Annotated in this window: 31 protein-coding genes; 14 read left to right on the top strand and 17 right to left on the bottom strand. The window is 73.3% G+C overall.

The features are described from left to right. Nucleotides 1-69: 69 nt before the first annotated feature. The 4 genes from IF19_RS0120060 to IF19_RS0120045 form a co-directional block, all read right to left on the bottom strand. Nucleotides 70-1,089 (bottom strand): hemolysin family protein, encoded by a 1,020-nt coding sequence (locus tag IF19_RS0120060; RefSeq protein ID WP_030118825.1) that lies wholly within the window; start codon nt 1,087-1,089, stop codon nt 70-72. After that, the gene (locus IF19_RS0120055) at nt 1,086-2,423 is read right to left on the bottom strand and encodes a hemolysin family protein (protein WP_030118826.1); all 1,338 of its coding nucleotides are present in this window, start codon (nt 2,421-2,423) and stop codon (nt 1,086-1,088) included. The genes IF19_RS0120060 and IF19_RS0120055 overlap by 4 nt, the downstream gene beginning before the upstream one ends. A gap of 259 nt (nt 2,424-2,682) precedes the next feature. Next, nucleotides 2,683-3,126 (bottom strand): GNAT family N-acetyltransferase, encoded by a 444-nt coding sequence (locus IF19_RS0120050; protein WP_030118827.1) that lies wholly within the window; start codon nt 3,124-3,126, stop codon nt 2,683-2,685. Between the two features lie 60 nt (nt 3,127-3,186). Next, nucleotides 3,187-4,068: an LLM class F420-dependent oxidoreductase gene (locus IF19_RS0120045; protein ID WP_030118828.1), complete on the bottom strand. Its 882-nt coding sequence runs from the start codon at nt 4,066-4,068 to the stop codon at nt 3,187-3,189. Nucleotides 4,069-4,313: 245 nt separating this feature from the next. On the opposite strand from IF19_RS0120045, the gene IF19_RS0120040 reads away from it, so the two are divergent. Both IF19_RS0120040 and IF19_RS0120035 read left to right on the top strand, forming a co-directional pair. Next, nucleotides 4,314-4,541 carry a hypothetical protein gene (locus IF19_RS0120040; protein ID WP_014157595.1) on the top strand — a complete coding sequence of 76 codons (228 nt, stop codon included), beginning with the start codon at nt 4,314-4,316 and terminating at the stop codon, nt 4,539-4,541. After that, nucleotides 4,538-4,909, top strand: a complete 372-nt coding sequence (locus tag IF19_RS0120035; RefSeq protein WP_030118829.1) for a hypothetical protein — start codon at nt 4,538-4,540, stop codon at nt 4,907-4,909. Before IF19_RS0120040 ends, IF19_RS0120035 begins: the two co-directional genes overlap by 4 nt. 170 nt (nt 4,910-5,079) lie before the next feature. Here the strand turns inward: IF19_RS0120035 and IF19_RS0120030 are convergent, their stop codons facing one another. The 4 genes from IF19_RS0120030 to bioB form a co-directional block, all read right to left on the bottom strand. Continuing rightward, nucleotides 5,080-5,757, bottom strand: a complete 678-nt coding sequence (locus tag IF19_RS0120030; RefSeq protein ID WP_030276583.1) for a class I SAM-dependent methyltransferase — start codon at nt 5,755-5,757, stop codon at nt 5,080-5,082. 116 nt (nt 5,758-5,873) lie between these two features. Beyond that, complete coding sequence (gene bioD / locus IF19_RS0120025; RefSeq protein ID WP_030118832.1) at nt 5,874-6,572, bottom strand: dethiobiotin synthase; 699 nt, start codon at nt 6,570-6,572, stop codon at nt 5,874-5,876. A gap of 6 nt (nt 6,573-6,578) precedes the next feature. Then, entirely contained in the window at nt 6,579-7,922 is a 1,344-nt protein-coding gene (locus IF19_RS0120020) for an adenosylmethionine--8-amino-7-oxononanoate transaminase (RefSeq protein WP_030276581.1), read from the bottom strand. Further along, nucleotides 7,915-9,177 (bottom strand): biotin synthase BioB, encoded by a 1,263-nt coding sequence (gene bioB / locus IF19_RS0120015; protein ID WP_030276579.1) that lies wholly within the window; start codon nt 9,175-9,177, stop codon nt 7,915-7,917. Before bioB ends, IF19_RS0120020 begins: the two co-directional genes overlap by 8 nt. A 190-nt stretch (nt 9,178-9,367) precedes the next feature. Between bioB and IF19_RS0120010 the strand changes: the two genes are divergently transcribed. Beyond that, the gene (locus IF19_RS0120010) at nt 9,368-10,528 is read left to right on the top strand and encodes an 8-amino-7-oxononanoate synthase (RefSeq protein ID WP_030276577.1); all 1,161 of its coding nucleotides are present in this window, start codon (nt 9,368-9,370) and stop codon (nt 10,526-10,528) included. On the opposite strand, the gene IF19_RS1000000136290 is transcribed toward IF19_RS0120010, so the two are convergent. Both IF19_RS1000000136290 and IF19_RS0120000 read right to left on the bottom strand, forming a co-directional pair. Further along, the gene (locus IF19_RS1000000136290) at nt 10,521-10,805 is read right to left on the bottom strand and encodes a DUF397 domain-containing protein (protein ID WP_078580680.1); all 285 of its coding nucleotides are present in this window, start codon (nt 10,803-10,805) and stop codon (nt 10,521-10,523) included. The two genes, IF19_RS0120010 and IF19_RS1000000136290, sit on opposite strands and share 8 nt — an antisense overlap. An 11-nt stretch (nt 10,806-10,816) precedes the next feature. Continuing rightward, nucleotides 10,817-11,671, bottom strand: coding sequence for a helix-turn-helix domain-containing protein (locus IF19_RS0120000; RefSeq protein WP_030118837.1), 855 nt, complete (start codon nt 11,669-11,671; stop codon nt 10,817-10,819). Nucleotides 11,672-11,942: 271 nt separating this feature from the next. On the opposite strand from IF19_RS0120000, the gene IF19_RS0119995 reads away from it, so the two are divergent. Further along, entirely contained in the window at nt 11,943-12,383 is a 441-nt protein-coding gene (locus tag IF19_RS0119995; RefSeq protein WP_030118838.1) for an ATP-binding protein, read from the top strand. Here the strand turns inward: IF19_RS0119995 and IF19_RS0119990 are convergent, their stop codons facing one another. Further along, on the bottom strand, nt 12,384-13,307 hold the full coding sequence (locus IF19_RS0119990; RefSeq protein WP_030120982.1) for a LysR family transcriptional regulator: 924 nt from the start codon (nt 13,305-13,307) through the stop codon (nt 12,384-12,386). It lies immediately after the preceding gene. A 72-nt stretch (nt 13,308-13,379) separates the two neighbouring features. On the opposite strand from IF19_RS0119990, the gene IF19_RS0119985 reads away from it, so the two are divergent. Next, a complete protein-coding gene (locus tag IF19_RS0119985; protein WP_030118841.1) occupies nt 13,380-14,027 on the top strand; it encodes a LysE family translocator in 648 nt (215 codons plus the stop codon). 131 nt (nt 14,028-14,158) lie between these two features. Here the strand turns inward: IF19_RS0119985 and IF19_RS0119980 are convergent, their stop codons facing one another. The 3 genes from IF19_RS0119980 to IF19_RS0119970 all read right to left on the bottom strand — a co-directional run bounded on the left by IF19_RS0119980 (nt 14,159) and on the right by IF19_RS0119970 (nt 16,279). Further along, nucleotides 14,159-14,629, bottom strand: a complete 471-nt coding sequence (locus IF19_RS0119980) for a C40 family peptidase (RefSeq protein ID WP_030118842.1) — start codon at nt 14,627-14,629, stop codon at nt 14,159-14,161. A gap of 668 nt (nt 14,630-15,297) precedes the next feature. Beyond that, complete coding sequence (locus IF19_RS0119975) at nt 15,298-15,618, bottom strand: hypothetical protein (RefSeq protein WP_030118843.1); 321 nt, start codon at nt 15,616-15,618, stop codon at nt 15,298-15,300. 37 nt (nt 15,619-15,655) lie between these two features. Further along, complete coding sequence (locus IF19_RS0119970; RefSeq protein WP_030118844.1) at nt 15,656-16,279, bottom strand: ATP-dependent Clp protease proteolytic subunit; 624 nt, start codon at nt 16,277-16,279, stop codon at nt 15,656-15,658. A gap of 108 nt (nt 16,280-16,387) precedes the next feature. Here IF19_RS0119970 and IF19_RS0119965 point away from each other — a divergent pair, with 108 nt between their 5' ends. Next, the gene (locus tag IF19_RS0119965; RefSeq protein WP_030118845.1) at nt 16,388-16,678 is read left to right on the top strand and encodes a type II toxin-antitoxin system Phd/YefM family antitoxin; all 291 of its coding nucleotides are present in this window, start codon (nt 16,388-16,390) and stop codon (nt 16,676-16,678) included. A gap of 89 nt (nt 16,679-16,767) precedes the next feature. Here IF19_RS0119965 and IF19_RS0119960 read toward each other — a convergent pair whose 3' ends face one another. Continuing rightward, the gene (locus IF19_RS0119960) at nt 16,768-17,766 is read right to left on the bottom strand and encodes a hypothetical protein (protein WP_030120983.1); all 999 of its coding nucleotides are present in this window, start codon (nt 17,764-17,766) and stop codon (nt 16,768-16,770) included. A gap of 145 nt (nt 17,767-17,911) precedes the next feature. Between IF19_RS0119960 and IF19_RS0119955 the strand changes: the two genes are divergently transcribed. From IF19_RS0119955 to IF19_RS0119920, 8 genes are all read left to right on the top strand, one after another. Continuing rightward, nucleotides 17,912-18,532 carry a TetR/AcrR family transcriptional regulator gene (locus IF19_RS0119955; RefSeq protein WP_030118847.1) on the top strand — a complete coding sequence of 207 codons (621 nt, stop codon included), beginning with the start codon at nt 17,912-17,914 and terminating at the stop codon, nt 18,530-18,532. 137 nt (nt 18,533-18,669) lie between these two features. Next, complete coding sequence (locus tag IF19_RS0119950) at nt 18,670-18,972, top strand: urease subunit gamma (RefSeq protein WP_030118848.1); 303 nt, start codon at nt 18,670-18,672, stop codon at nt 18,970-18,972. A gap of 13 nt (nt 18,973-18,985) precedes the next feature. After that, a complete protein-coding gene (locus IF19_RS0119945; RefSeq protein WP_030118849.1) occupies nt 18,986-19,297 on the top strand; it encodes an urease subunit beta in 312 nt (103 codons plus the stop codon). After that, a complete protein-coding gene (locus tag IF19_RS0119940; protein WP_030118850.1) occupies nt 19,290-21,011 on the top strand; it encodes an urease subunit alpha in 1,722 nt (573 codons plus the stop codon). The genes IF19_RS0119945 and IF19_RS0119940 overlap by 8 nt, the downstream gene beginning before the upstream one ends. Before the next feature lie 12 nt (nt 21,012-21,023). Further along, entirely contained in the window at nt 21,024-21,686 is a 663-nt protein-coding gene (locus IF19_RS0119935) for an urease accessory protein UreF (protein ID WP_030276575.1), read from the top strand. Nucleotides 21,687-21,707: 21 nt separating this feature from the next. Then, nucleotides 21,708-22,385 carry an urease accessory protein UreG gene (gene ureG / locus IF19_RS0119930; RefSeq protein ID WP_030118852.1) on the top strand — a complete coding sequence of 226 codons (678 nt, stop codon included), beginning with the start codon at nt 21,708-21,710 and terminating at the stop codon, nt 22,383-22,385. Beyond that, on the top strand, nt 22,382-23,164 hold the full coding sequence (locus IF19_RS0119925) for an urease accessory protein UreD (RefSeq protein WP_030276573.1): 783 nt from the start codon (nt 22,382-22,384) through the stop codon (nt 23,162-23,164). Before ureG ends, IF19_RS0119925 begins: the two co-directional genes overlap by 4 nt. Nucleotides 23,165-23,406: 242 nt before the next feature. Continuing rightward, entirely contained in the window at nt 23,407-24,990 is a 1,584-nt protein-coding gene (locus IF19_RS0119920) for an alpha/beta hydrolase (protein WP_030120987.1), read from the top strand. 30 nt (nt 24,991-25,020) lie between these two features. On the opposite strand, the gene IF19_RS0119915 is transcribed toward IF19_RS0119920, so the two are convergent. Continuing rightward, complete coding sequence (locus IF19_RS0119915; protein ID WP_078580677.1) at nt 25,021-26,073, bottom strand: NAD-dependent epimerase/dehydratase family protein; 1,053 nt, start codon at nt 26,071-26,073, stop codon at nt 25,021-25,023. Nucleotides 26,074-26,137: 64 nt separating this feature from the next. Beyond that, nucleotides 26,138-26,854 (bottom strand): lysophospholipid acyltransferase family protein, encoded by a 717-nt coding sequence (locus IF19_RS0119910; protein ID WP_030118858.1) that lies wholly within the window; start codon nt 26,852-26,854, stop codon nt 26,138-26,140. Between the last annotated feature and the right edge of the window lie 5 nt (nt 26,855-26,859).

Raw genomic sequence — 26,859 nt, 5'->3', positions numbered from 1 at the left:
ATCCTACCGCGCGTGTCACCGCCCCGCCCGGCGGAGGCCGGACGGGGCGGTGACACGGGGAGGGCGGGGTCAGCGCGCGCCGGGCCGCCCCACCAGTTCGCGGAGCACGTCCTCCATCGTGACCATGCCGGAGAGCCCGCCGTCCTCGTCGAGCACGGCCGCCAGATGGGTCCGGCTGCGGCGCATCGCGGTCAGCGCGTCGTCCAGCGGGGTCGTCGTCCGTACGCGGGCGATCGGCCGCATGGCCGACACCGGGAAGGGGACGTCCCGGGGCGTCGCGTCCAGGGCGTCCTTCACGTGCAGGTAGCCGAGGATGCGCTGCTCGCGGTCCATCACCGGGAAGCGGGAGAACCCGGACTCCGACGACAGCCGCTCCAACTCCTCCGGTGTGGTGCCGACCTCGGCGTACAGGACCCGGTCGACCGGCATCACCACGTCCCGCACCGGGCGGCGGCCCAGCTCCAGGGCGTGGTGGAGGCGCTGGGCCGAGCGGTCGTCGACCAGTCCGGCGTCCCCGGCGTCCTGCACCATGCGGGCCAGCTCGCTGTCCGAGAACGTCGCGGACACCTCGTCCTTCGCCTCGACCCGCAACAGCTTGAGCAGGGCGTTGGCGAACGCGTTGATCGCGAAGATCACCGGCCGCAGGGCACGGGCCATCGCGACCAGCGGCGGACCCAGGGCGAGGGCGCTGCGCGTCGGCTCGGCCAGCGAGATGTTCTTCGGGACCATCTCGCCCAGCAGCATGTGCAGATACGTGGCCACGCTCAGCGCGATGGCGAAGGAGAGCGGGTGCACCAGCCCGTGCGGCACCCCGACCGCGTCGAAGACCGGCTCCAGCAGATGCGCGATGGCCGGTTCGGCGACGATGCCCAGCACCAGCGTGCAGAGCGTGATGCCGAGCTGGGCGGCGGCGAGCAGCGCGGAGACGTGCTCAAGACCCCAGATGACGCTGCGGGCCCGCCGGTTCCCGGCCTCGGCCTCCGGCTCGATCTGACTGCGGCGCACCGAGATCAGGGCGAACTCGGCGCCGACGAAGAAGGCGTTGGCGACCAGGGTGAGCAAGCCGATGAAGAGCTGGAGAACGATCATCGCTCGTCCTCCGTCTCGTCCTCGGGCCCCGGCACCGGGGCGTGCAGCATGGCGCGCGCGGCCCGGCGGCCCGACGCGTCCACCACGTCGATCCGCCACCCCTCCAGCTCGACGGTGTCGTCCACCTCGGGGATCCGGCCCAGCTCGGCGGCGATGAGCCCCGCGAGCGTCTCGTAGGGCCCGTCCGGCACCCGCAGACCGATCCGGCGGAGCTGGTCGGTGCGCGCCGCCCCGTCGGCCGACCACAGGGAGCGGCCGTCGGCGTCCTCACCCGCCGCGGCGAGATCGGGCGTCTCGTGCGGATCGTGCTCGTCGCGGACCTCGCCGACGACTTCCTCCACGATGTCCTCCAGCGTCGCGACGCCGGCCGTACCGCCGTACTCGTCGATCACCACGGCCATGGCGAGCTTCCCGGACAGCCGGTCCAGCAGCTTGTCCACGGTGAGCGTCTCCGGTACGAGCAGGGGCTCGCGCAGCAGCTCGGACACCCGGGTACGGGGGCGGCGGTCGGCGGGGACGGCCAGGACGTCCTTGATGTGCGCCACGCCGACCACGGTGTCCAGGCTGCCCCGGTAGACGGGGAACCGGGACAGGCCGGTGGCCCGGGTGGCGTTGGCGACGTCCTCGGCCGTCGCCTGCACGTCCAGCGCCGTCACCTGCACGCGCGGTGTCATCACGTTCTCCGCGGTCAGTTCGGAGAGGTTCAGGGTGCGGACGAACAGCTCGGCCGTGTCCGCCTCCAGCGCACCCTCCTTCGCCGAGTGCCGGGCCAGCGCCACCAGCTCCTGCGGGCTGCGGGCGGAGGCCAGCTCCTCGGTCGGCTCCAGACCGAAGCGGCGCACGATCCGGTTGGCCGTGTTGTTGAGGTGGCTGATGAAGGGCCGGAACACGGCGGTGAACATCCGTTGCGGGGTGGCCACCGCCTTGGCCACGGCCAGCGGGGAGGAGATCGCCCAGTTCTTCGGGACCAGCTCGCCGACGACCATCAGGACCACCGTCGACAGCGCCGTGCCGATGACGAGGGCCAGGGTGGAGGCCGCGGCGGGAGGCAGCCCGGCCGCTTCGACGGGGCCGCGGATCAGCTTGGCGATGGACGGTTCGGAGAGCATGCCGATCACCAGGTTGGTGACGGTGATGCCGAGCTGGGCCCCCGAGAGCTGGAAGGTGAGGCTCCGGACGGCCTTGAGGGCGCTCGAAGCGCCCCGGTCGCCCTGTTCGACGGCCCGTTCGAGCTCGCTGCGCTCCACGGTCGTGAGCGAGAACTCGGCCGCGACGAAGGCGCCGCAGGCGAGGCAGAGCAGCAGGGCGACGAACAGCAGAAGGACTTCGATCATCGGTTCACCTCCGTCCCATGATCGGGCAGAGGTGCGGGGACCGCGCGGTGTCGGCGGGGTCGGTGGAATCGGCTACCGGGAGGCTCGCCCATGGGCGGACGGTCACACCTTTCGACAGGAATACGTGGTGGAGGGGCATGTCATCGTAGGGCGTCTGCCCAGCGGAGCCCCGCCCTACCGCGTCCGCGCGCAGGTAAACCCGCCGCCGCGTCGACGGGGGCGGGAGCGACGTCACCGCCTCCGCGTACGGGCCCGGCCCTCACCGGTCCGCCAGGTGCTTCACCCAGCGGCTCCACTGCGGCTCGGGCCCGTAGCCCGCCGCGCGCCAGGCGTGGTGGGCTACGGCGTTCCGGTCGAGGACCATGGCGTCGGCCCGTCGCCCGTCCAGCGCGGCGAATCGTTCCTCCGCCGCCGCGAGCAGGGTGCTTCCGACGCCCTCGCGCCGCGAGGAGGGGTGGACGGCGAGCCGGTAGAGGTGGCAGCGCCAGCCGTCGAAGCCCGCGATGACCGTCCCCACCAGCACCCCGTCCCGCTCGGCGAGCAGCAGCGCCGCCGGGTCCCGCTCCACCAGGCGGGCGATCCCGTCGCCGTCGTCGCTGATGCTGGTGCCCTCGGCGGCCGTCTTCCAGAAGGCGAGGACCTCGTCGAGGTCGGCGGTGGTCGCGGATCGTACGGTGGTCGGATGATCGTTCATGGCGGTCATCACACCACTCGTCCCGGCCCGCGATCGACCGCGTTTCACCATGCGGCCCGCCCGGAGCCCTCAGGTGCCCGCCAGCTCCGCCACCACCGGTGCGAAGGCTTCCATCGCCGGCTCCAGCACGGTCAGGTACGAGAAGCCGAACCGCTCGCGCTGTTCGCGAAGTTGCTCGGCGATCCGGCGCACGCTGCCGACCGCGACGATCGGCAGCTCCAGCACCTCGTCCTCGCTCAGATGGGGCATGTGCTCCAGGAGCGGCCGGACGGCGGCCCGCCGGTCGTCGGTGACCGCGACCATCTGGAGCAGCAGGTTCAGCTCCGCCGGGCTCTCCCGCAGCGCGGCGAACGCCCGGTAGGCGGCGACCCGCGCCTCCAGCCGGTCGGCCGTCAGGACGGAGAGGGATCCGTCCTTGTCGCCGGCCGCCCCGGCGAAGGCGACGGTGTCGGCGTACTCGGCGGCCAGGCGCAGCACCCGGTCCCCGTTGCCGCCGATGAGCAGGGGGACGCGGGGGCGCTGCGCGGGAGCCGGCCGGTGGGCCTCGTCGCGCAGCGACCGGTCCAGCTCCTCCACCGTGCGCCGCAGGTGGTCCACGCGTCCTCTGGGCGTGAGGAACGGGATGTCCGCCCGCTCGTGTTCCGTACGGACGTATCCGGCGCCGATGCCCAGCTCCAGACGGCCCGAGGTGAGCGCGTCCGTACCGGCCGTCTCGCGGGCCAGGAGCGTCGGGTTCCAGAACCCCGCGTTCAGCACGAAGGTGCCGACGCGGGGCCGCTCGGTGGCCTCGGCGGCGGCGACCAGGGAGGGGAAGGGCGCGGGCATGTCCAGATGGTCCGGCACCAGGATCACGTCGTAGCCGAGCTGCTCCGCCCGGCGGCAGCGGGCCCGCCATTCCGCCCTGTCGGCAGGGGCCATGAGATTGACGCCGAAGCGGAACGGCCTGGTCATGGGCGCCTGGACAGCACTCACTGAACACACCTCACAAGGTCACAGGGCGGGAAGAAGCGGACGTGCGGGACGGGGCGAACCCGCCGGAACGACGAGTCGGGACGGAACGAACCCGCCGGAACGACGAGTTCGGTGGGCCGACCACACACCCTGCCAAGAAGGCCGCCCCCTGTCCGCCGAACAGGTGTTCCGGCTCGTGCGCCGTCCTCTTGCCGGTGCTAGCGCGCCCGCGCTAGCGTGGAGGGGTGCCCAAGACTCAGCTGAACGTTCGAGTGGACGAGGCCACCGCCGAGGCCGCGCGGCAGCGCGCGCTCCAGAGGGGGATGAGCGTGAACCGCTACATAGAGGAACTCGTCAAGCAGGACGCGGGCGAGGTGGGCCACACGTTCGTCGAGGCCGCGGCCGATTTCATGAAGCAGTACGAGTCGGTGTTCGCCGAGGAGTTCGGCCCGGAGCGCGAAGGCACCCGTTGAACCTCCGGATCGACCTCTCCTGGCTGCTGATGGTGGCCGAGCACAAGACGCCCGGGGATCCGCAGGTCGTCGACTGGGGGGCGCTCGTCGCCGCCGTCGCACGGCACGACGCGGAGATCTTCGGTAGCGCCGTCTACACCGACCCGCACGCGCGGGCGGCCGCCCTGCTGCAACTGCTGTTGCACGTGCCCGCCCTCGAACACTCCAACGCGATGTTTGCCTCGGCCGTCGCCTACGGCTACCTCGTCGCCTCCGGGCTCAAGGTCATCACCTCGCCCGAGCAGGTCCGTGACCTCGCCCTGCTGGTCAAGCAGGGCAAGGCGGACGTCCGGGCCATCGCCGACGAGCTGCGGCAGTGGAGCGTCTGACCCGTTAGGGAACCCCGGACACCGGACCGGCGGCTCGGCGGCGCGACCCGAACCACCGGCTTGCGACCCACCGCGGCGCGACCCGGACCAACGGGCCCGGACCAACGGCCTTCGGGCCCGTGCCCCGGTACGGACCGCCCGCCCGGCCTCCGTTCCCCAGCCCGCCGGGCTCACTCCTCCGTGAACGGCTTCCGGGCCACGCCAAGCACGCACGGCGACGACGGCATCTGCGGGCCCGTCTCCGGAATCCGCAGCCTGCGGTACGCGCCCACCTCGAAGCCCGCCGCCTCGATCGCGGCCAGCGGGTCCCGTGCCGTGTGGCAGCCGCCGAAGAGCAGCGGCCACACCGTCCGGTCCGCCACCCGCTGCACCGCCGCCGGCACCCGTCCCCGCGCCAACCCGTGCTCGAAGAACCGCAGTTCGCCGCCCGGCCGCAGGACGCGCCGGATCTCGGCGAGCGCCCGGGGCAGGTCCCGTACGGTGCACAGCACCAGGGAGGCGACGGCGGCGTCGAAGCCCTCGTTCTTCATCGGGATCGCCTCCGCCGCGCCCGGCACCACGTCCACGGGCACCTCGGCGCGCAGGGCGGCGCGGACCGCGAGCTGCCGCAGCGAGCGTTCCGGCTCCAGAGCCACGACCTCGGAGACGGCGCCGGGGTAGTGGGCGAAGTTCAGCCCGTTGCCCGCGCCGATCTCGACGACCCGGCCGGAGAGCCCCGCCAGCAGCTCCTCGCGGTACGCCACGATGCCGCCCCTCGCGTCGGCGGCCACGCTGAACCGGGCGTAGAAGCGGGCGAAGAGCGGGTGGTGCACCGCGTCCCGGGGAGGCGTTCTGCCGCGCAGGTGCATGACGGACCTCCCTGAGGAGCGGACGCGGGCTCCTTCGCCATTCTCCCCCGGATCGTCGCCGGGCAGTCCCCGAGGGCCGGGGACGGCACCGACGAATCCGCGACGTGACCCGGCCCTCAGTACCGGGCCGGTGCCCAGGTCCCACCCAGCGCCGGGGCCAGCCACTGCGGCGCGCGCGCCGCGAACTCCGCCTCCGGGAGCGCCCCCGAGCCCTCCGGCACCGCGCCCAGCAGCGGTGCGCCGGCCGCCACCGGCAGGTCCTCGACGTTGCACCGGGCCGCGAGGTCGGGCTCGGCCGGCATGCTGCCGATCACCACGCCCCGGCAGTCCAGCCCCCGGGCCCGCAGCGCCTCGGCCGTCAGCGCGGTGGCGTTGAGCGTCCCCAGTCCCGCGGGCGCCACCACCAGCACCGGCGCGTCCAGCAGCCGGGCCGCGTCCGCCAGCGTCCCGCCCTCGTCGTCGAACCGGACGAGCAGCCCGCCCGCGCCCTCCACCAGCACGAGATCGTGTTCGGTGGCGAGCTTCTGAGCGGCCTCGGCCACCTCGACCGGCCGCACCGGGGAGAGCCCGGCCCGCCGGGCGGCCGTCGCCGGGGCCAACGGCTCCGGGAAGCGGGCCAGTTCGACGGCCGTCACCCCGCTCCCCGCCAACCGTGCGACCTCGGCCGCGTCGCCCGGCTCACCGGGCGCCAGCCCGGTCTGCGCGGGCTTGAGCACCGCGACCCGGCGGCCTCGCGCCGCGGCCGCCACGGCGGCGGTCACCACGGTCTTGCCGATCTCCGTGCCCGTACCGGACACCACCAAAATCGTCGACATGTCGCTTCAGCCTTCCCGTGCGGCCGCGCACACGGCCCGGCAGATCCGTGCCACGTCCTCGTCGCCCGTGACGTACGGCGGCATCGTGTACACGAGGTCGCGGAACGGCCGCAGCCACACGCCCTCGCGCACGGCGGCGCGGGTCGCCGCCGCCATGTCCACCTCGTGGTCGAGCTGGACGACGCCGATGGCCCCGAGGACGCGTACGTCCGTCACCCCGTCGATCTCCCCGGCGGGCGCGAGCCCGGCGCGCAGCCCCGCGCCGATCCGGGCCACCTCGGCCTCCCAGTCCTGGCCGAGGAGCAGGTCCACGGAGGCCGAGGCGACCGCGGCGGCCAGCGGGTTGCCCATGAACGTCGGGCCGTGCGCGAGCACCGGCACCTTGCCGCCGGAGATGCCCTCGGCGACCCGGGTGGTGCACAGGGTCGCCGCCATCGTGAGATAGCCGCCGGTCAGAGCCTTGCCGACACACATGACGTCGGGCGCGATCCCGGCATGCCCGGCGGCGAAGAGCTTGCCCGTACGCCCGAACCCCGTCGCGATCTCGTCCAGGACGAGCAGCACGTCGTGCTCGTCGCACGCCTCGCGCAGCACCCGCAGATAGGCGGGGGAGTGGAACCGCATGCCCCCGGCCCCCTGCACCACCGGCTCCACCACGACCGCCGCGACCTCCTCGGCGTGCGCGGCGATCAGCTCCCGCAGATGAGCCGCGTAGGCGGGGTCCGGTTCGGCGTCGAAGCCGTCCGGCGGGGCGTCGGCGAAGACCTGCCGGGGAAGGGAGCCCGACCACAGCTCGTGCATCCCGCCCTCCGGGTCGCACACCGACATCGGCTGCCAGGTGTCCCCGTGGTAGCCGCCGCGCCAGGTCAGCAGCCGCCGCTTGGCCGGCCGCCCGGCCGAACGCCAGTACTGCAGGCACATCTTGACCGCGACCTCGACGGAGACGGAGCCCGAATCGGCGAGGAAGACGTGCTGGAGCGGTTCCGGCGTGATCTCCACCAGCCGGGCCGCCAGCCGGACGGCGGGCTCATGGGTGAGCCCGCCGAACATCACATGGCTCATCCGGTCCAGCTGGCCGCGTGCGGCCTCGTTGAGGACCGGGTGGTTGTAGCCGTGCACCGCCGACCACCAGGAGGACATGCCGTCCACCAACTCCCGCCGCCCCTCGACGGGTTCGGCGAGCCGGAGCCGTACCCCGGACGCCGACTCCACGATCAGCGGGTCCTGGCGGCCCGGCATCGGACCGTACGGGTGCCAGACGTGGGCGCGGTCCAGCGCCCGCAGCTCGTCGGGGGCGTACGGCTTCGGCGGGGCGGACCGGGGGAGTGCGGGGGCGTACGGCTCAGACATTGGGGGCGAGATCCGTCCCCGCACCGCGCCGACGCACCGCCACCAGATCCGTACGCGCCGCCCCGTTCGGCTCCGTGCGCGCGGCCGGGACGCCGTCCTCGGCGCCGGCGGCCACCGGCTCCGGCTCCCCGTGGCCGCCGCACGGCCCGCAGCCCCCGCCGGCCGCGTGCGAACCGCAGCCCGAGGAGCCCTGCGTACCGCACCCCGCCGGCTCCGCCGCCGTACTGCCGCAGCCGCCGGCCAGGGCGTCGGCGCGGTGGCGCGGCAGCGTCGTCGTGCCCGCGCCCTCCACCTCGAAACCGGCGTCCGCGATCATGTCCAGGTCGGCCTGGCCGGCCTGGCCCTCACTCGTCAGGTAGTCGCCCAGGAAGATGGAGTTGACCAGGTGCAGCGCCAGCGGCTGCATCGAGCGCAGGTGCACCTCGCGGCCGCCCGCGAGCCGCACCTCGACGTCGGGGCAGACGAAGCGGACCATCGCGAGGATGCGCAGGCACCGCTGGGGGGTGAGGTTCCACTCCTTGGCGAGCGGGGTCCCCTCGAACGGGATCAGGAAGTTCACCGGCACCGAGTCCGGGTCCAGGTCGCGCAGCGCGTACACCACGTCCACCAGGTCCTTGTCGCTCTCGCCCATCCCGGCGATCAGCCCGGAGCACGCCGAGAGCCCGGCGGCCTGGGCCTGCTGCACGGTCTCCACCCGGTCCGCGTAGGTGTGCGTGGTGGTGATCGCCCCGTACGTCTCCTCGGACGTGTTGAGGTTGTGGTTGTACGCGTCGGCGCCCGCCGAACGCAGCCGGTCGGCCTGCCCGTCGGAGAGCAGACCGAGGCAGGCGCACACCTCGACGCCCTCGTTCTCCTCCTTGATGGCCTCGATGGTCTTCGTGACCCGGTCGACGTCCCGGTCGGTCGGGCCGCGTCCGCTCGCCACCAGGCAGACCCGCTTCGCCCCGCCGGCGACCCCGGCGGCGGCGGCCTTGGACGCCTCCTCCGGCTTCAGCCAGGTGTACTTGAGGATCCCGGCCTTGGAGCCGAGCCGCTGCGAGCAGTACGAGCAGTCCTCGGGGCAGAGGCCCGACTTGAGGTTGACCAGATAGTTGAGTTTGACGCGTCGTCCGAACCACTGACGGCGCACCTTCCCGGCGGCGGCCACCACGTCGAGCAGTTCGTCGTCGGAGGTCGCCAGTACGGCGAGCGCTTCTTCGCGGGTCGGCAGTTCGCGCCGCAGCCCCTTGTCCACCAGCGTGTTCAGCAGGTCCATGGAAGCTGATCCTGACGTACGGCACCGCCTCCAGCCAAGGAGGAACCAGACAGGAGAGCCGGGCGAGGGTGTGTGTATTGCCACACCCTGACCTGCTGCGCGCCCGGCTAGGGTCTGTGGGCTGCCTACAAACGGACCGTTCGCGCACCGGCCCGACGGCACCGAGCCCGCCTACCCGAGGGACCGCCCCATGCCCTACGCCCCGTTCGACTGGATCGACGCCGAGGCCCGCGGCCGGGCCGCCGCCGGGCTCGTCCGCACCCTGCGCCCGCGCGGTGCGGAGCCGGAGCCGCTCGACCTCGCGAGCAACGACTACCTGGGCCTCACCCGGCATCCGGAGGTCACCGCGGCGGCGGCCGGCGCCGCCCGCCGCTGGGGGGCGGGGGCCACCGGGTCCCGGCTGGTCACCGGCACCACCGCCCTGCACGCCGAACTCGAACGCGAACTCGCCGCCTTCTGCGGCTTCGAGGCCGCCCTCGTGCTCTCCTCCGGATACGCGGCCAACCTCGCCGCGCTGACCGCGCTGTCCGGGCGCGGCTCCCTCATCGTCTCCGACGCGGGCAACCACGCCTCGATCGTGGACGGCTGCCGGCTCTCCCGCGCCGAGACCGCCGTCGTGCCCCACGCCGACGCGGAGGCGGTGGCCAAGGCGCTCGGCGCGCACGAGGGGCGGGCCCTCGCCGTCACCGACTCGGTCTTCTCCGTGGACGGCGACGCGGCCCCGCTCCCCGCGCTGGCCGAGGTCTGCCGCGCCGCGAACGCCGCCCTGCTGGTCGACGACGCCCACGGGCTCGGCGTCCTCGGCGACGGGGGCCGCGGCGCGCTCGCCGCGGCCGGACTGGCCGGGAACGACGGGGTCGTGGCCACGCTCACCCTGTCCAAGTCCCTGGGCAGCCAGGGCGGCGCGGTCCTCGGGCCCGCCCGGGTCATCGACCACCTGATCAACACCGCCCGCACGTTCATCTTCGACACCGGGCTCGCCCCGGCGTCGGCGGGCGGCGCCCTCGGCGCGCTCGGGGTGCTGCGCCGAGAGCCCGAACGGGCCGCTCGCGCGCGGGAGGTGGCCGCCGCGCTGTACACGCGGCTCACCGCCGCCGGGCTGACGGCCGTCCGGCCCGACGCGGCCGTCGTCTCCGTCCGCGCCCCCTCGGCGGACGCGGCGGTGAACTGGGCGGCCGACTGCCGTTCGGCCGGGATGGCGGTGGGCTGCTTCCGCCCGCCGTCGGTGCCGGACGGCGTCTCCCGGCTGCGGCTGACCGCCCGCGCCGACCTGACCGAGGAGCAGATCACGGCGGCCGTGGACACGATCGTCGCCACCGCACCCCGGCAGGCCGGCGCCCGGGTCAGCTGAAGCGGCGCGGCACGGCCTGCGGGCCGAGTCCGGCCACGAACGTGCTCCAGGCCGCCGCCGAGAAGCGCAGCGGGGGCCGGTCCACGTCCTTGGAGTCCCGTACGGCGAGCGCGGCGCCGGGCAGCGGGGCCGCTTCCACGCAGTTGTTCATCCCGGTCGAGCGGGTGCTTCGCCGCCAGCGCGGGACGGGCGGTACGGCGGACGGCGGCGGCGGTGACGCGGTGCGCGGTGCGGCGGTTGGCGGTAACGCGGTGGGCGGTGCGAGACGGTCTGACATGGGGCGGCCCCTTAGCTGCGTGCGATCTCGGTGATGAGGTCCAGCGAGCGTTCCGGTGACAGCGCGTGTGCCTGCAAGGCGCGGAAGGCCGAGCTGTACGCGTCGAGGTCTTCTTTCCGCTCCAAGTGGAGGCTACGCGTCAGATGGTCGAGAACGACCACATCCAGATCAGAGATGTTCGGAAAAGAGAAGATAACGAAAGGGCCGGTGAGCCCGACGTACCCGCCGACCGAGAACGGCAGCAACTGCAGGCACACATGGGGAAGTTGCGAGACCCGGGCGAGATGCCGCACCTGGTCCCGCATCACCTCGGGGCCGCCCACCTCGCGGTGGAGCACCGCCTCGTCCAGTACGGCGGCGAACCGCAGCGGAGGGTCCGTACGCAGCACCCGCTGACGCGTCAGCCGCACCTCGACCAGGGAGTCGAGGCGGTCCTCCGATAACCCGCCCAACGAAGCGCTCGTCACGGCCCGCGCGTACCCGGCGGTCTGGAGCAGCCCCGGAACCACCGACGTCTCCAGCGTCCGGACCGTGCATGCCTGCGACTCCAGACTGATGAAATCGCGGTACTGCGGCGGAATCAGCTCCCGATACGCGTGCCACCACCCCGCACCGCCGCCGCCCGCCGATCCCGCGAGGACTTCCAGCAGCGAACGCAGCCGGCTGTCGCGCACCGCGTACGCGTCGAGCAGCCGGGCCACGTCGAAGGGCTTCACGCCGCTCGCGCCCGTCTCGATGCGGCTCACCTTCGACTGGTGCCACCCGAGCAGGCGCGCCGCCTCCCGGCTGGTCAGCCCGGCGGTGTGACGCAGACTCCGCAACTCCTCGCCGAGCTTGCGCCGCCGGACCACGGGACCGTGCAGCATGCAGGTCTCCCCTCTCTGCCTCTGTGGATACGGGCTTGTGCCTGTGCCGGTACGGACCGGAAGGGCCCGGCCGCCACCCGCGCTGCCCGCAGAGACGCCAGTGTGCCGCCCGCCCACACCGCCCGGGTCCCGAATTCACCGCTTCGAGCGACAGATATATGCATATCTCGGCCGAACGCCGTTACAGAAAGCTTCATCGATGGCAGGCTGGCGCGAAGCACCATCCCGGTCGGCCGTCGGTCGCCCGGAGCGGGAAAGGGACGGCGACGCCATGGCAGATCATCAGGAAGCAACCCTCACGCTGCCGAGCGATCCGGCCTCGGTCTCCTCGGCCCGCAGACATGTGGCCAGGACGTTGACCGAGTGGGGACTGCCCGACGACGCCGAGTTCGCCGACACCGTCCGCCTGATCGTCTCGGAGCTGGCCACCAACGCGGTCCAGCACACCTTCGGCCGATCGCCCACCTTCACCGTGGTCCTGCGCCTCGTCCGCGACGAGGAGCTGTACGTCGGCGTCACGGACAGTCACCCCCGGTGGCCCCAGCGGCTCCCCGCCGCCGTACGGCAGGACAACGGGCGCGGCCTGCCCATCATCCGGTCGCTGGCCAAGGAGTACGGCGGGCGGCTCCAGGTCACCCCGACCGCCGAGGGCGGCAAGACGGTCTGGCTGGCCCTCCCCTGGGCCGTCCCGCTCCCGGAACCCCTCGGGTGATCAGCCCGCGGCGGCCGGGCCCCCGCGGCCGAAGCCGCTGCGCAGCAGGGCGAGGAGCGTCGCCGCCGCGACGCTCGACCGCTCGCCCCGGTGCACGACGGAGATGGTCCGGCGGAACGAGGCGGGCTCCAGCCGCCGCACCGAGAGCGGGGCCGGCGCCATCGAGGCGACCATCTCCGGCACCACCGCCACCCCGAGCCCCGAGCTGACCAGCGCGCACACCAGGGCGTACCCCGGCGACTCGCAGACCACCGCCGGGGTCGCCCCGGCCTCGGCGAGCGCCATCTCGACCCCGCGCCGGGGCGGGTGCGTGGGCGCGCTGCTGATCAGCGGCCGGCCCGCCAGTTCCCCGACCGGAAGCCGCCCGGTGCCCTCCGCCAGCCGGTGGCCCGCCGAGGTGACCAGCACCAGCTCCTCCACCAGCAGGGGCTCGACGACCACGCCCGCCGGGGGAGGGCCGACACCACCCGGCTCGTAGGCGTGGGTGAGGGCGAGGTCGACCTCTCCCGCGGCCACCGCGGCGATCCCGCCGGGCGGTTCGTGGTCGGCGACGGCCAGATCGACCTCGGGATGGGCCCGCCGGAACGCGCTCAGGACCGGCGGCAGCAGATGGATCCCGGCCGTCGTGAACGTCCCCACCCGCAGCCGGCCGCCCGAGAGCCCGGCCAGACGCGCCAGTTCGTGCCGGGCCTGGTCCAGTTCGTCCAGAATCCGCCGGGCCCGGCCGGCCAGCAGTTCGCCCGCCGCCGTCAGCCGGGCCCCGCGGTGGTGGCGTACCAGCAGCGCGGCCCCGGCCTCCCGCTCCAGCTTGGCCAGCTGCTGGGAGAGCGCGGGCGCGGTGTAGCCCAGGCGGGCGGCGGCCCGGGTGATCGAACCCGCCTCCGCGACCGCCACGAGCGCGGCGAGCCGCGTCGGGTCGTACATGAAGCGTTCCTTTAGGCAGACCCAGAAGATTGCAAGTACACGCTAAAGGCTCCGCAGGTCCAGGGTGGACCCATGGACGCACAACTGATCGCCTTCACCGGGGTCGCCGCCGGCATGGTCGCGCTGCCCGGCGCCGATTTCACCGTCGTCGTACGCAACGCCCTGGCCTCCCGCACCGCCGGCCTGGCCACCGCGCTCGGCGTCGCCGGCGGGCTGCTGGTGCACACGGCGCTCGCGGTCGCGGGACTCGCCGCCGTCCTGGTGACCCTGCCGGTCCTCTTCCGCACCGTCCAACTGCTCGGCGGCGCGTACGTGCTCTACCTCGGGATCAGCGCGCTGTACGCGCTGCGCCGCCGGAGCGGGCAGAGCGAGGAGGGAACGGCGGACGACGGGGCGGGGCGGCCCGCTCCCCGGGAGTTCGGACGCGCCCTGCGCCAGGGCTTCCTGACCAACGCGCTCAACCCGAAGGCGCCGGTCCTCTTCCTCAGCTTGCTGCCGCAGTTCGTGCCCCATGGGCAGCCGCCGCTGCCCCGGACCCTGCTGCTGGCGGCGGTCGTGGTGGTGCTGGCGCTGATCTGGTTCCCGGCGGTCGCCCTGCTCGTGGACCGGCTCGGCCGGTGGCTGCGCCGCCCGCGCACCGCCCGCGTCGTCGAGGGCGGCAGCGGAGTGGCGCTCACCGGGCTGGGACTGGCCCTGGTCACCGGGCCGCTGCTGCGCTGAACGGCGGCGCCGGGGTGGCCGGGCGGCTCCGCGACGACGCGCGAGCCGCCCGTACGTCCCCGTCGGGCAGGGGCCGGGCGCCCTTCACGGAGCCCGGCCGTTCCCCAAGGGAAGAGCGTCCGGCCGGTGGGTCAGCGGACCCGTCCGTACCAGACGCTCTTGGACCAGATTTTCGCCAGTCGTACCACGTCTCCCGATTTGGGGGAGTGCCAGATCTTGCCGTTCCCGGCGTAGATGCCCACGTGGTAGACGCTGCGCCCCGAATGGAAGAACACGAGGTCGCCGCGTTTGCGCTGCGACTTCCCGATATGGCGGGTCTTGTTGTACTGCTGCTGTGCCGTGCGGGGGAGCTTCTTCCCCGCCTTCTTGAACGAGTAGACCGTGAGGCCCGAGCAGTCGAAGCGGTGGGGACCGGCCGCACCGTACTTGTACGGGGCCCCCTTCTTCGACGCGGCGACCTTGAGCGCCTTCGTCGAGTGGGTGGCCGCTTCGGCGTCGCTCACCAGACCGGGCGCCAGCATCGTGGACGTCACGGCCAGGGTGAGTGCCGAGGCCGTACCGACCCGGGCGAACAGAGACGGGACATGAACCTGCGCAGGCATGCGCAACCCTTCGTCAGCCGCCTGTGAAGGATGACCTGTCGGGTTCGGGCTGGCGAAGTTGCCCGGCCGCGTAGCGGCTTCACCCCGAGGGCTTCCCGGTCTCCCGGTCGGCCCGTTGTGCTCGGGTCCTCCACTCCTGCCGATCCACTTCCTGTCGACCAGTCATCCGGGCGGCGGCAGGACTCGGCGTCCGCCCGGACCGCCCCGCCGCGGTGGCGGGGGCTTGTCGTCCCAGGGATCTTGACTCACTCAGTGCCGGATTTCCGAGCTGAAACGGTGGTTTGTGAGTCTCCTCACGCCTGATCCATTCGAGTGGACAGGCCGGATTCGCTCCGGTGATCGAGCCCGGCGCACACCCCCGTACCAGCGACGAAAGGGCAGATTTCGAGTATGACCCGGGCGCGGAACGCAAGTTGAGTCGTCGCTCGCGCGAGTGAACGTCTACGCCGAACGAGCGAGGAAATTCGAGCCCGGGATCGGGCGTGTCGCTACCGGTGCGACGGAGAACTCCGAGCGGAGGGCGGACGCCTGGGACGGCGGCCCGAGCGGGCGCCGTCCCCGGGCGTCACCGGTCGCGGCGCCTCGGTCGATCCGGCCGGCGGAAGCCCGCCCGTCGGGGCGACCGGCCCGCTCGCGACCGTCACCGCTCCGCCCGCCGACCGATGCGCTCAGTCGCAGCCGGGCCGGTTGCCGGCCGGAGGCATCGCGACCCGGCCCGCCCGGCGCTCCCCGTCCAGGACGCGCAGAGCGCGCCCCAGGGCCGCCGCGTGGAGGCGCGACTCGCCGCGCTCGTGCATCAGGGCCAGGGCGTCGCGCAGCGCCGCCGCCCCGGAGGCCAGCGCCTGGGCGGCACGCAGCGCGCTGTAGGTGTCGCCGCCGTGGGCCGGGTTGATCCGGCCCACCTGGTCCAGCACGGCCAGATAGCAGTCGACGAACTCGCCCTCGGCGCGGGTCAGGGCGGGCAGGGGCGGGAACTCCGGTGGCTCCATCGGCGGTTCACCTTCGCGGCGTGGGCGGGCGGGGACGTCAGCGGTTCTCCACGACGTGGTCGACCAGCCCGTGGGCGAGAGCGGCCTTCGCGTCGAGGATGGTGTCGCGCTCGATGTCGTCGGTGATCTGCTCCGGGGTCCTTCCGGTGTGCCGGACCAGCATGGCCGCGAACATCTCGCGGGTGCGCACCAGTTCGCGCGCGTGGATCTCCAGGTCGGACGGCTGGCCCCGCATCGGTTCCTCCAGTGCGGGCTGCTGGATGACTACCCGCGCGCCGGGCAGCGCATGTCGGCGGCCCGGGGCCCCGGCCGCCAGCAGGGCCGCGGCGTAGGAGCCCGCCTGCCCGAGGCAGAAGGTCTCCACGTCGCAGGCGAGGTAGCGCATCGTGTCGTACACCGCGGCCATGGCGGCGAACGTGCCGCCGGGGGAGTTGATGTACAGCGACAGCGGCCGGTCCGGATCGGCGTGCTCCAGGTACATGAGCTGGGCGACGAGGTCGCTCGCCGCGGTGTCGTCGATGGGGCTCCCCAGAAAGACGATCCGCTCGGACAGCAGCTTGGAGTACGGGTCCAGCGTGCGGGTCCCGGTCGCGGTGCGCTCGGTGAACTCCGGCAGGACGTACCGGGCGGAGGGGGAGCGGTGAGCGGTGGGGCGGATCATGGCGGTGCCTCTCTCCTGGATGCGCGCGGGCGCGGCGGACCGGAGCGACCGGCCGCCTCCCCGTCCGTAGAAAATGTACAGGACGTACAGAAGGTTATGATGGGGACTATGGCCTACGAGATTCCGGTGACGCAAGCAAGGGCGGAGCTCGCCGAACTGATCAACCGCGTCGTCTACGGCGGTGAACGCGTCGTCGTGACGCGGCACGGCAAGCCGCTCGTCGCGTTGGTTTCCGCCGCTGACCTGCAACGACTTGAGGCGGAAGAGGTCGAGGCCGAAGAGCGGGTGATCAGTTCGGTCTCTTCGATCGGCACCGCTCGCTCCGCTCAGGGCGAACGGCGCAGCTTCGGCATCGCGGCCGAGCACCACCCCCGGGCCGGCGACGAGCGCGACGCCTGACGACCGGCCTCCGGCGCCCGCGCGACAGCACGAAGCCGGGTGCCCCTCCTGGATGAGGAGGGGCACCCGGCTCGGTCGGTGTGCGCCGGTCAGCCGGCGAGGGCCGGTTCCCGGGCGGGATCGGCGGGACGGGGCTCGACCGGCCCGGTCCCGGCCGGCTTCCGGCGGGCGAGCAGGACGGCCGCCAGTCCGAGCGCCGACCAGAGCGAGAGCGTCAGTACGGCCCCGCCCGCCGCGCCGCCGTCGAAGAAGCCGACCGACCGCAGCAGTGAACCGCCCGCGCCCGGCGGGAGCCACTGGCCGATCGCGCCGACGGGCTCCGGCAGCAGTTCGGGTGCGCTGGTGACGCCGGAGAAGCTGTTCCCCAGCAGGACCATCAGCAGTGCGCCGAGTCCGATGCCGCGCGGCCCGAGCAGGGCGGCGAGCCCGGCCACCGCCGAACCGATGGCCAGGACGGTCAGGGCGAGCGCGCCCGCCTCCGTCCACCAGTCGCCCGCGAGCGCGCCGAGCCAGCTGTGCGCCACGGCGGTGACGGCGATGCCGGCCAGCGCCGCCGTCGCGACCAGGGTCGCCGCGGCCCGCGCGCCGCGCAGCCCGGCCAGGGTGACCACGGCTCCGGCCGCCATCCCGGCCAGGGCCAGCGGCAGCATGCTCGCGCCGAGCACGCTGCCCCGGGGGTCGGCGGAGGGCGTGGCCACCACGTCGGTGACGCGGACCTGGGCGCCCTCGGGGGCTGACGCCGTCACGGCCTCGCGCAGCAGTTGGGAGACGACCGGGCTCGCGGCCGAGGCCGTGAGCAGGTGCGGCCCCCGCGGGCCGACGACGACGGCTCCGTATACGGTCCGGTCCTCGATGGCGGCGCGGGCGGCGGCCTCGTCGGCGAAGCGGTGCACCTCGAAGGCCCCCTCGCGCTCCTCGAAGCGCTGCTCCATCCGCTCGGCGGCCGGCGCCGCGCCCGCCACTCCCACCGGGAGGTCACGTGGCGCGATCCGGGCGGCGGGCCAGGCGAACGCCCAGAGGGCGAGGATCGCCACCAGGGGGACGAGCAGGGCGACCGCCACCGCGCGGCGGTCGGGTGCGGTGGGCATGAGGGGGCCTCGATTCGTGGAGCGACGGGAGCGGGGCGGCGGGGGAGCCATCTAAAAGAAGGATCGTTCGTTTTACGCCCTGGCCCCACTGTCGGCATCGCGCGTTCGATTGTCAAGAAGGAACGTTCGTTTTAGGTTGGGGCGCATGGCTCGCGTAACCCAGGAACACCTCGACGCCCGTCGCCGTCAGATTCTCGACGGCGCCGCGCGCTGCTTCGCCCGCAACGGCTTCCATGCCACGTCCATGCAGGACGTCCTCAAGGAAGTGGGGCTCTCCGCAGGGGCGGTCTACCGCTACTTCCCCGGCAAGGACGACATCATCGCGGCCATCACCGAGGAGACCTTCGGCGTCATCCGGGGCGCCTTCCAGGAGGCCGCCCGCCTGACGCCGCCGCCCACCCCGGACGCACTGCTCGCCCGCGTCCTCGGCGGTGTCCTCGCGGGGCGGGTGCACGGACTGGAGCCGCGCACCTTCGCCGCGCTCGTCGTCCAGCTCTGGTCCGAGACCCTGCGCGACGAACGGCTCGCCGCCCTGCTGGACGAGGGGTACACCCTCATGCGCGGAGCCTGGACGGAGCTCGTCGACGCCTATCGGGCCGCCGGAATCCTGGAGAGCGACGCCGCGAGTGATCACATGGCGCGCGCGATGATCGCGACGGCGCAGGGGTTCATCGTGCAGGAGGCGCTCTTCGGGGACGTGCGGCCGCAGGTGCTGGAGGGAGGGTTGCGCGGTCTGATGGCCATGAAGACGCAAAAGATCAGTTAACGCGCCGGAAAAACTTCCGCTCTAACGTGCAATGCCTGGTCGTGGGTGGCCTCTTCGCCTTCAACGGATTGTTGAACGGGGATAGGGTCCCGCTGCGTCCGGAGCCGGTGCCGGACGGAAGACGATGAGGTGGAAGCGTGCAACTGACCCCGCACGAGCAGGAACGCCTGCTCATCCATGTGGCCGCCGACGTGGCGGAGAAGCGCCGCGCACGCGGTCTGCGGCTCAACCACCCCGAGGCGGTCGCCCTCATCACCTCCCACCTGCTCGAAGGCGCCCGGGACGGACGGACCGTCGCCGAACTCATGGCGTCGGGGCGCACGTTGCTCACCCGTGACGACGTCATGGAGGGCATCCCCGAGATGCTCCACGACGTCCAGGTCGAGGCCACCTTCCCCGACGGCACGAAGCTCGTCACCGTCCACGACCCGATCGTCTGACGGGGGCGCGCCGGTGATTCCCGGAGAGATCCTCTACGGAGACGGGGACATCCCCCTCAACGAGGGGCGTGCGGTCACCCGCCTCACCGTCCTCAACGCCGCCGACCGGCCCGTCCAGGTCGGCTCCCACTACCACTTCGCCGAGGCCAACCCCGGGCTGCGCTTCGACCGCGCCGCCGCCCGCGGCCTGCGGCTGAACATCGCCGCCGGCACGGCGGCCCGCTTCGAGCCCGGCATCCCCGCCGACGTCGAACTCGTCCCCCTCACCGGCCGCCGCGTCGTCCCCGGCCTGCGCGGCGAAACCGGAGGTGCCCTCGATGCCTGACCTCGACAGAGCCGTCTACGCCGACCTGTTCGGGCCCACCACCGGCGACCGCGTCCGGCTCGCCGACACCGACCTCTTCGTCGAGATCGAGGAGGACCGCTCGGGCGGGCCCGGAAACGCGGGCGACGAGGCGGTGTTCGGCGGCGGCAAGGTGATCCGCGAGTCGATGGGCCAGGCCCGCACCACCCGCGCCGAGGGGGCGCCCGACACGGTCGTCACCGGGGTCGTGATCATCGACCACTGGGGCATCGTCAAGGCCGACCTCGGCATCCGGGACGGCCGGATCACCGGCATCGGCAAGGCCGGGAACCCGGACACCATGGACGGCGTCCACCCCGACCTCGTGATCGGGCCGGAGACCGAGATCATCGCCGGCAACGGAAAGCTGCTCACGGCCGGAGCGGTCGACGCCCACGTCCACTTCATCTCGCCCACCCTCATCGACCAGGCGCTGTCCAGCGGCATCACCACCCTCGTCGGCGGCGGCACCGGGCCCGCCGAGGGCAGCAAGGCCACCACCGTCACCCCCGGCCCCTGGCACCTGGCCCGGATGTTCGAGGCCATGGACGCACTCCCGGTCAACATCGGGCTGCTCGGCAAGGGCAACACGATGTCCCACGACGCCATGTACTCCCAACTGCGCGGCGGCGCACTGGGATTCAAGATCCACGAGGACTGGGGAGCCACCCCCGCCGTCATCGACGCCTGCCTCACCGTCTGCGAGCGGACCGGCGCACAGCTCGCCATCCACACCGACACCCTCAACGAGGCCGGGTTCGTCGCCGACACCCTCGCCGCCATCGCCGGCCGCACGATCCACGCGTACCACACCGAGGGGGCGGGCGGCGGGCACGCGCCCGACATCATCAGCGTGGTCTCCGAGCCGTACGTCCTGCCCAGCTCCACCAACCCCACCCGGCCGCACACCGTCAACACCATCGAGGAACACCTCGACATGCTGATGGTCTGCCACCACCTCAACCCCGCCGTCCCCGAGGACCTGGCGTTCGCCGAATCCCGCATCCGGCCCTCCACCATCGCGGCCGAGGACATCCTGCACGACCTCGGAGCCATCTCGATCATCTCCTCCGACTCCCAGGCCATGGGACGCATCGGGGAGGTCATCCTGCGGACCTGGCAGACCGCCCACGTGATGAAGAAGCGGCGCGGAGCCCTGCCCGGCGACGGCCGGGCGGACAACCACCGAGTACGTCGCTATGTCGCCAAATACACCATCAACCCGGCGGTCGCCCAGGGCATGGGCGGGGAGATCGGCTCCGTGGAGACCGGCAAACTCGCCGACCTCGTGCTCTGGGACCCCGCCTTCTTCGGAGTGAAGCCGCAGACCGTCATCAAGGGCGGCCAGATCGCGTACGCGCAGATGGGTGACGCCAACGCCTCCATCCCGACGCCCCAGCCCGTGCTGCCCCGGCCGATGTTCGGCGCGCTGGGCCGGGCCGCCGCGCACAGCTCCGTCAACTTCGTCTCCACGGCGGCGATCGAGGACGGGCTGCCCGAACGGCTCGCGTTGGACAAGCGGTTCACGCCGATCACCAGCACCCGGGGCGTCACCAAGGCCGACATGCGGGAGAACGACGCCCTGCCCCGGGTCGAGGTCGACCCCGACAGCTTCGCCGTCACCATCGACGGCGATCCGGTCGAGCCCGCGCCCGCCGCGGAACTGCCCATGGCCCAGCGCTACTTCCTCTTCTGAGCGGACCGGTCCATGTCACGCGCCGCTCTCCTCGTCCTCGCCGACGGCCGGTTCCCCGCCGGAGGCCACGCACACTCCGGAGGCGCCGAACCGGCCGTCGCCGAGGGCCGCGTCCACGACGCCGACTCCCTCGCCGACTTCTGCCGGGGCCGGCTGCACACCGCGGGCCTCACCGCCGCCGCCCTCGCCGCGGCGGCGGCCCACGGTCTCGACCCGCTGGCCCTCGACGCGGCCGCCGACGCCCGTACGCCCTCACCCGCCCTGCGGGCCACCGCCCGCAGACTGGGCCGCCAGATGATGCGGGCCGCCCGCGCCACCTGGCCGAGCCCCGAACTCGACGCGCTCGCCGCGGCCCGGCCGCGCGGAGCCCACCAGCCCGTCGTCCTCGGGCTCACCGCACGCTCGGCGGGGCTCGGCCCCGAGGACGCCGCGCACTGTGCCGCGTACGAGACCGTGAGCGGTCCCGCCACCGCCGTCGTCCGGCTCCTCTCCCTCGACCCCTACCACGCCACCGCCGTACTCGCCCGTCTCGCCCCCGAAACGGACCGGGTCGCGCAAGCGGCGGCCGAGGCGGCCCGGCGGGGCATCGACGCCCTGCCGGCCGCCTCCGCCCCGCTCCTCGACATCACCGCCGAGGCGCACGCCGCCTGGCCGGTCCGCCTCTTCGCCTCGTAACCCGCACCCACAGGAGTCCTCGTGCACCTCGGCCACACCCACGACGGCCCCGCCGCCGTCAGCGCCGACGCCACCCGCCCCGACGGCACCCGGCGCGCCCTGCGGATCGGGCTCGGCGGCCCGGTCGGCTCCGGCAAGACGGCCACCGTCGCCGCCCTCTGCCGCGAACTGCGCGACCGGCTCTCCATCGCCGTCGTCACCAACGACATCTACACCCGCGAGGACGCCGACTTCCTGCTGAACAACGCCGTCCTGCCGCCCGAGCGCATCCAGGCCGTCGAGACCGGCGCCTGCCCGCACACCGCGATCCGCGACGACATCTCCGCCAACCTCGAAGCCGTCGAGGACCTGGAAGACGCGGTGGGCCCGCTCGACCTGATCCTCGTCGAGTCCGGCGGCGACAACCTCACCGCCACCTTCTCCAAGGGGCTGGTCGACGCGCAGATCTTCGTCATCGACGTCGCGGGCGGCGACGACATCCCGCGCAAGGGCGGCCCCGGCGTCACCACCGCCGACCTCCTCGTCGTCAACAAGACCGACCTCGCCCCCTACGTAGGCTCCGACCTGGAGCGGATGGCCCTGGACGCCGAGAAGCAGCGCGGCGGACTCCCCGTCGCCTTCACCTCCCTGACCTCGGCCGAGGGCGTGGGACCCGTGGCCGACTGGGTGCGCGCGCGACTCGCCGCCTGGACCGCGTGAGCGTCCGCGCGCGGGCCCGGCTCCGGGCCGAACCGGACGGGCGGGGCGGAAGCGCCCTGCCCGTCCTGGAGAGCGACGGCCCGCTCGCCCTGCGCCGCACCCGCTCCCCACGGCCCGCGTACGCCCGGGTCACCGTGGTCGGCGCGATGAGCGCTCCGCTCAACGGCGACCACCTCGCCGTCGAGGCGCAGGTCGCGGACGGCGCCCGCCTCACCGTCGACGCGGCGGCGGCCACGGTCGCCCTCCCCGGCCCCCGGGCGGACGCCGATCCGTCCACGTACACCGTCGACCTGACCGTGGGGGAGGGGGCGGTCCTGCACTGGCTCCCCGAACAACTGGTCTCCGCGAGCGGCAGCCGGCTGCACCAGATCACCCGGGTCCGCCTCGCCCCCACCGCGCGCCTGCTGCTGCGCGAGGAGCAGATCCTCGGCCGCCACGACGAACCCACCGGCGCGCTCACCACCCGCCTCACCGTCCACCGCGCCGGCCGCCCCCTCCTGGACCAGCAGCTCGCCTACGGCCCCGGCGCCCCGGGCGGCTGGGACGGCCCGGCCGTCCTGGCCGGCCACCGCGCGGTCGGCCAACTCCTCCTGGCTGACCCGGCGTTCGAGGAGGGTCCGCCCCCGTCCCGCCTCCTCGGACCCACCGCCGCCCTCACCCCGCTGGCCGGCCCAGCCGTCCTGGTCACCGCTGTGGCCCCCGACGCCCGCCTGCTGCGCGGGCTCCTGGACGACGCGACGCGCGAACTGCTGGACGGGCTCAAGGAAGATCATCCCTGACGGCCCGCAGGAGGGGGTCCGGCCGTCCCACGGCGGCCCGGTCCCCTTCCCGGGCCGCCGGACCCGGGCGGCCGGGAACACGCTCCGGTCCGCTCAGCGAACTTCCTTCACCGGTTATGGGTTCGGTAAAGAAACGCGTGTGCGCACTGGTCTCCGGTGCCCCACAGGCGGAAGGATCCCCCGCACGTACCGATGACCACGTCGCTCCTCGGCGGCGGAACGGATGAAGGGGGAGGTTCCACGTGAGACGTACCACGGTGCTCGGCTCGGCCGGGGCTCTCGTCGCGGGCACGCTCATAGCGGGGGCGATGGCCGCGCCCGCCGCGAGCGCGGACGGCCGCCACCACGGGCGGGGCGACGCGGAGGCGCGCGGGGTCGCCGTCGCGGCACACCGCGCGGCGCGGACCGGGATCGCATGGAAGGACTGCCCGGAGGACTGGGGGCTGGCCGCCCCCATCCAGTGCGGGTGGGTGACCGTGCCGCTCGACTACGCGAAGCCGTACGGCAAGAAGATCAAGCTCGCCGTCGACCGGCACGTCAGTACCGGCACCGAGCGCGAGCGGCAGGGCGCCCTGCTCTACAACCCGGGCGGGCCCGGCGGTTCCGGACTGCGCTTCCCCGCCCGGATCACCTCCAAGAACCCGCTCTGGACGAAGACCGCGAAGGCGTACGACTTCGTCGGCTTCGACCCGCGCGGCGTCGGCCACTCGGCCCCCATCTCCTGCGTGGACCCGCAGGAGTTCGTCAAGGCGCCCAAGGCCGACCCGGTCCCCGACAGCGAGGCCGACAAGCGCGCCCAGCGCAAGCTGGCCCGTGAGTACGCCGAGGGGTGCGGCGAGCGCAGCGGCGCGATGCTGCCGCACATGACCACGCCGAACACGGCACGCGATCTGGACGTCATCCGGGCCGCGCTCGGCGAGAAGAAGCTCAACTTCATCGGCGTCTCCTACGGCACCTACCTCGGCGCCGTCTACGGCACGCTCTTCCCCGACCACGTGCGGCGCATGGTCGTCGACAGCGTGGTCGACCCGTCGCGGAAGAACATCTGGTACCGGGCCAACCTCAACCAGGACATCGCCTTCCAGAAGCGCTGGGACGACTGGAAGGCGTGGGTCGCGAAGCACGACTCCGTCTACGGCATCGGCGACACCCCGCAGAAGGTCGAGAAGGCGTGGCTGGAGCTGCGGGCCGCCGCCAAGAAGGAGCCCATCGGGGGCGTCGTCGGGCCCGCCGAGCTGATCGGCTTCTTCCAGAGCGCCCCGTACTACGACTCCGCCTGGGCCCCCACCGCCAAGACCTGGAGCGCCTACCGGGCCGGCGACACCCAGGCGCTGGTCGACGCCGCCGGGCCCGACATGAGCGATCACGCGGGCAACGCCTCCGCCGAGAACGGCAACGCGGTCTACAGCGCCGTCGAGTGCGCCGACGCCCGGTGGCCCACCGACTGGCGCACCTGGGACCGGGACAACACCCGGCTCCACGAGAAGTACCCCTTCATGACGTGGGCCAACGCCTGGATGAACCTGCCCTGCGCCACGTGGCCCGCCAAGCAGCGGACGCCGCTGGAGGTGAAGACCCGCAAGGGGCTGCCGCCGGTCCTCATCGTGCAGTCCACCCGCGACGCCGCCACCCCGTACGCGGGCGCGGTCGAACTGCACCAGCGGTTCAAGGGCTCCCGGCTCATCACCGAGAAGGACGCCGGATCCCACGGCGTCACCGGACTGGTCAACCCCTGCGTCAACGAGCGGGTGGACACCTACCTGCTCACCGGGAAGACCGACCGGCGCGACGTGACGTGCGCCCCGCACGCCACGCCGAAGCCGTAGAACGCCCCTGAGGCGTACGACCGGGGCCGCTCACCGGCGGCCCCGGTCGTACGCCGCCAGCCAGGCGTCCTCCGCCGCGTAGTCGAAGAGGCCCTCGCCGTAGCTCCTGAGCATCTTGGGGAACGCCTCCCGCCAGTCCCGCCCCGCCAGCTCCCCGGCCAGCCACTCCACCGTCTCCGGCAGTGACTCCACATAGCCGGTGACGGGACGGTAGCCGAGCTGTTCACCGGCGGCCGTCATGTCGTAGACCACCGGATGCGCGCCGCTCCACGGTGTCTCGCCCACCTGCCCCTCGGGCGCCGGGCCGTCGATCAGCACCGTCTCCGTCCCGCGCCCGAACACCCCGTCGATCGCCGACGCGATCTCCGCGACCGCGGGCGCCTCGGGGTCCGCCGCATTCAGCACGCGCGACCCCGGCTTCCGGGCGGCCAGGCGGATCAGCTCCGCCGCGTTGGAGACATGGAGCGGATGGAAGCGGCTCTCCCCGCCGTACGCGAGGACCCGGCGTCGCCGCCCGTCCAGCAGCCGCTTCACGAAGTACAGCTCGCGCGGGGTGCGGCAGTACGGGCCGTGCACCGCGCCCGCCCGCAGCAGCGTCACCGGCAGCGCCTCGCCCGCCGCCAGCGTCTCCCGCTCCAGCAGCACCTTCCGCGTCCCGTACGTGGCGTCCCCCGGCGCCACCGTGCCGCAGGTCTCCGGCAGCGGAACCGGATAGCGCGGGAAGCCGTCCGGTTCGGCCTGGGTGTCGAAGCTGCGGCCGCGCGCGTCCTCGTACACCGCCCCGCTGGAGATCACGACCGCCGAGCCGATCCGGCCGGCCAGCCCCGTCACCTGCCGGGCGTGCGCGCCGTCGAACGCCACCATGTCGACCAGCACGTCGCAGCCGTCGCCCAGCGCCTTCTCCAGCGCCCCCTCCTCGTCCCGGTCGAGCGCCACCGCGCGCACCCCGGCGTCCCATGTCGCATCCCGGCCCCCGCCCCGCGAGGCGGCGGTGACCTCCCAGCCGTCCGCGGTCAGTGCCCGCACCGCCGCCCGCCCGATCTGCCCCGTCGCTCCCAGCACCCACGCGCGTCCTCTGCTCATGGCGCCGACGCTAGGGGAGCGCGCCCACCGGGACGAGGCCGCTCTGCCGTCGGCGGATTCGCGCTCAGCGTCGCAGCTTCGGGAACTTCCTGGACGGTGCGGCCTCCTGCTCCGCGGCCTTCACCTTGGCCGCGTACTCGTCCACGTACTCCTGACCGGAGAGTTCGAGGATCGCGTACATGATCTCGTCCGTCACCGCCCGGATCGCGGCCTTCTGGTTCTCCATGCCCGCGTACCGGGAGAAGTCCAGCGGCTCACCGAACCGGATCGCGACCTGCTTGATCTTCGGGATCTTCTGGCCGGGCGGCTGGATCTCGAACGTGCCGAGCATGGCGCACGGGATCACCGGCACCCCCGCGGTGATCGCCATGACCGCCACCCCGACCTTGCCCTTGTAGAGCCGGCCGTCGTGCGAGCGGGTGCCCTCCGGGTAGATCCCCAGCAGCTCGCCCTTGGCCAGCACGCCGAGCCCTTCGCGGATGGCCGCCTGCCCCGCGTCCTTGCCGGACCGGTCCACCGGGATCTGCCCCGCGCTGCGGAAGAAGAAGGCGGTGAGCCGACCCTTGACGCCCGGACCGGTGAAGTACTCGGCCTTCGCCAGGAAGGTGATGCGGCGCTTGAGGATCGCCGGCATCAGGAAATGGTCGGAGAAGGAGAGGTGGTTGCCCGCGACGATCGCCGCGCCGTCCTCCGGAATGTTGTCCAGGCCCTCGATGCGGGGACGGAACAGCAGCCGCAGGACGGGCCCCAGCACGACATGTTTCAGGACGTAATAGAACACCTTGA

The organism is Streptomyces californicus, assembly GCF_000717645.1.
In the GTDB taxonomy this organism is placed as follows: domain Bacteria; phylum Actinomycetota; class Actinomycetes; order Streptomycetales; family Streptomycetaceae; genus Streptomyces; species Streptomyces californicus.
Note: the sequence above shows the minus strand (reverse complement) of the source record. Positions and strands in the feature narration are given on the sequence as shown.